This is a genomic window from Vibrio genomosp. F10 str. 9ZD137, from assembly GCF_049974785.1.
GTDB lineage: Bacteria > Pseudomonadota > Gammaproteobacteria > Enterobacterales > Vibrionaceae > Vibrio.
Genome location: NZ_JBNGCJ010000702.1, coordinates 1 through 3,796, shown reverse-complemented (window position 1 = coordinate 3,796; position 3,796 = coordinate 1). Strand labels below are relative to the sequence as shown.

The following is a 3,796-nucleotide window of genomic DNA, read 5'->3' as shown; positions in this document are numbered from 1 at the left end:
GGCGGCAGAACTCGCACTTTGAGCCACTTCGTGAACGGTCGCTGTAAATTGATTAATCGCGGTTGCCACCTGCTCGGTCCGTGATTGCTGTGTCATGATGTTTTCTTTAGTTTGCATCGCAACCGCTGAATTTTCTTCAGCAGACCGAGCCAACTGACCAATCGAGTCCCTATTAGTTTGCACAACGTGTCGGAAGCTGGTCACTATTCGATTAACCGACTTAGCAATGTGCGAAAACTCATCGTCTCCAGACGCATCTAAACGCTGAGTTAGATCGCCTGCGGCGATTTTCTCCGAACGCTCTTTAAGTTCGGTTACCGCATGGTTGACACGTTTTATAACAAGCAGTGACATCGAAATAATGACCAGCAGCGATATGATGGTGATTGTACTCACGACCCAGATAAAACGTTCGCTATTTGCTTCGGCCTGTTCAAAACTCTTACGTCCCTCTTCCACTTGCATGGAAAAGAACTGCTCCGCATGCTGGTATGCTTGTTGGAACTTGGGGTTAATTTGCTGCAACAATAGAATGTTCGCGGCGTAATAGTCGCCACTTTTGAGTTTCGCAATCGCTGGTAAGAAGCCTTGTGTAGTAATGTCATCTAAAACTTGTGCTAGGCTATTAACGACTTGTTCTTCATCACTTGCCAGGTCGGATTGGAGTAGTTCGTTGTCAATGATGTGGTGTAATGTCTCAAGCGAATTCTCAATCTGCGTGATATGGAACTCAATAGGATGATCGTGCATCGATGCCGTGTTGGATGAAGGGTCATGCTGGAACGAGAGTAATAAGGCACTTCTCGCATTCCCGAGTTCATCAATCACCTTACTTGTGCGTATGGTATGTTGCATCCCCTGACTATAGAGATCTTCAATGTAACTGGCCGATGTTTGCATCCCAGAGATACCTTGATAACCCAAGAAGACAAAAGCAATTAAAGTCAGTAATACATTGAGTTTGAGTTTGGTTCCGACTTTAGCGAAAAAGCTCAACAACTTCATTTGTTGTTGGTCATTAGCGTTGGTGGATTCTATCTTGGCTGAAGCCATGTGCGATCCTTATTATTAAAATACATTTTACTAATATAGCCAGAATGGCAAATACTCGCCTGCTACTAATTGACATAGGTCATGAATAGGAGTTATCCAGCCAATTTTGTACGGTTTATTGCTGACTCAGCCAAATAGTAAATGAATCACAAGGACACACACCTTAAGTACTGCTCCACTCAGTGTGCAGGCGAACCATATATGACACCGTTCATTTGCTATCGGTTGAATAGAAAATTTTTAGGCAGCACAGATTCGAGGATGTCGAGCAAGTTCTTGGTATTTGGCTTAAAGCATCAATACAAGATTATTACTTAACGCGGCGTTATGATTTTAGGATGGAACCTTGATAACTCCAATAATAACAATTTTAATTCTATCTTCTCCCTTAGGGATTGCTTTTTCCTATTCAAAATTAAAGAAGACATCTCTTAATATAATCAAATCATAATGTGATTTGATTATAGCCGTGTTACGAATCAAGGAATCCCTATGTGGATCTGGAAAAATAACGATTGGCCTAACTTCAATTAGGACAAAGCTACTGTTGAGCCAATGGTTAGGCGCACTCGATTCAATCAAGGCATCTTATTGGGGAAAATGCTTAGCCATTCACAAGATGACAAAGAATGCATGCTCGATACTCTACTGGCCAACATCGTTCATTCAAGCGCTATTGAAGGTGAAAAATTGAATGCATTCTCAGTGCGTTCGTCGCTTGCGAGTAGGCTAGGACTGACTGAAAAACGACCGTTCCCAACGACTGAGCAAACAGACGGCCTCGCAGAAATAATGCTAGATGCCGTGGATAATCTAGATATAAAACTAACCCTTGAGCGCATCTTAGTTTGGCATGAACGGCTATTTCCAGAAGGTTATACGATGTTCAACCCTGTCGTCGGAGGCCAACTGAGGGGGGATACGCCAATGCAAGTTGTCTTTGGTCGGTTAGATAAACCCGTGGCCCATTTTGAAGCACCAGGACGCGACATTTTAGATCAAGAATTAGAGCAATTTATTGAGTGGTTTAACAGCTCAAAAGTTGACACCTCGCTTGACCCATTAGTTCGCGCCGCGATAACACATCTTTGGTTTGTGACAATACACCCGTTGGATGATGGTAATGGACGTATAACACGTTTATTGACAGATTTAGCGCTGGCACAAGCAGAGGAGCAATCTGTCCGCTTCTAAGCAATGTCTGTGAGTATATTGGCGAAGCGAAAAAGCTACTATGAAATACTTGAGAGAACTCAAAAAGGGGGGGATAGACATAACCCATTGGTTAGTTTGGTTCTTTGAGACGCTAAATGAAACGTTTGATGAGGCATTAAAAGAAATTGATCAAACTGTTTTCAAAACAAATTTCTGGCGAAACGTAGATCAAACACTGCTGAACAATGAACAAGTCAAAGTGCTAAATAGATTGTTAGATGGTGACTTTATCGAAGGAGTGACAACGTCTCAATATCACAAGATCGCAAAAGTTAGTAAACCGACAGCCACCCGCCATCTTAGGGCGCTTGTGGAGCAAGGGTGTTTAGAGAAATCAGGAGCAGGTAGGAGTACTCGGTACTTATTAAAGAGATAGACTCACTGCATGAGCGGTCAGTCTTTTCAACTCTATTACTCGTTATTCTCCATTGTAAGCTTGCGAAACAGAACGTTGGTAATTCTTACCAGAAAATAACCTGACTTTTACTAATGACAGACCGCGCAGCACCGATGCGCGTAATCACCCAAAAGCTGTCACATTTTAACATTTCAATCTCTACATCACTTTTGCATAATAATTCGCTTGGGTGCTCTGACTGGCAGGGGGGCCAGTTTGAATGGAGCAGTTTAGTTTCTTGTAATGGCAAAAATCAGGCAAAACATTACCAACGAGTTTCGGCAAAATAGTCTGATAAATAATCAATCAGTGTACGAACAGTTGGTGACATATACTTTCTGGAAGAATAGAGAGCATAAATGGTAAGGTCATTTGGTTTCCAATTCGGCAAAACCTGCTGAAGCTGACCACTTTTAACGTATTGGTTTGCGAGATAAGTTGGCTGAATAGCTATGCCTGCGCCACACAATACTGCATGCAGTAAGGTTGTCGTTTCATTTGCTGTCAGATTACATCTAACTTCTACCGATTGTTGCGAGTTGTCTTTTGTCAAATGCCAGATATGTTGTTCGAAATTTTTATACCCAAGACAAGTATGATTGGTTAAATCGCTCGGTTCAGAAATGGTACTATTTCTGGTCAAATATAGTGGCGAAGCTACCACAACTGACTCACATACCGATATTGGCTTACCTATAAGAGATGGATCAGGTGCCGACGCGATTCGGATAGCAAGATCTATCTGCCTTTCAGTCAGGTCGGTTACTGAGTCTTGCAAGTCGATATCGATTTTTACTTTGGGGTTCTCCGCCATAAACTCTTGAATAGCTGGCACCAATTGGGAATAACCAAATGACATGCTTGTTGCTAACCGAACTGTACCCGATAGTTCACCACTGGTGTCTGATAGCCCGCTTAGGCTTTCTGCCTGCCCAAGCCATTGTTTAACTTCTTCCAGACATGTTTCGCCCGCTGTTGTCAAAGAAACTTTTCGTGTGGTTCGATGCAGCAGGCGTGTTTTTAGCCAAGCTTCCATAGCCTCAATGTATCTCGTCACCATGGGGCGAGACATATTCAACCTGTCTGCTGTGACGGTAAAACTGCCAGTCGTTGCAACGTCAACAAATACTT

The 3,796-nt window shown here is 42.7% G+C and carries 2 protein-coding genes and 1 pseudogene; 1 reads left to right on the top strand and 2 read right to left on the bottom strand.

Annotated elements, in window-relative coordinates; all coding sequences use genetic code 11:
- On the bottom strand, positions 1-1,053 hold a 1,053-nt coding region (locus ACP45E_RS16785), incomplete at its 3' end, for a methyl-accepting chemotaxis protein (RefSeq protein ID WP_017038359.1).
- A gap of 492 nt (positions 1,054-1,545) precedes the next feature.
- Between ACP45E_RS16785 and ACP45E_RS16780 the strand changes: the two are divergent.
- Positions 1,546-2,644, top strand: a pseudogene (locus ACP45E_RS16780) (Fic family protein).
- Between the two features lie 286 nt (positions 2,645-2,930).
- Here the strand turns inward: ACP45E_RS16780 and ACP45E_RS16775 are convergent.
- A partial coding sequence (locus ACP45E_RS16775) for a LysR family transcriptional regulator (protein WP_069585289.1) occupies positions 2,931-3,796 on the bottom strand: 866 nt, incomplete at its 5' end.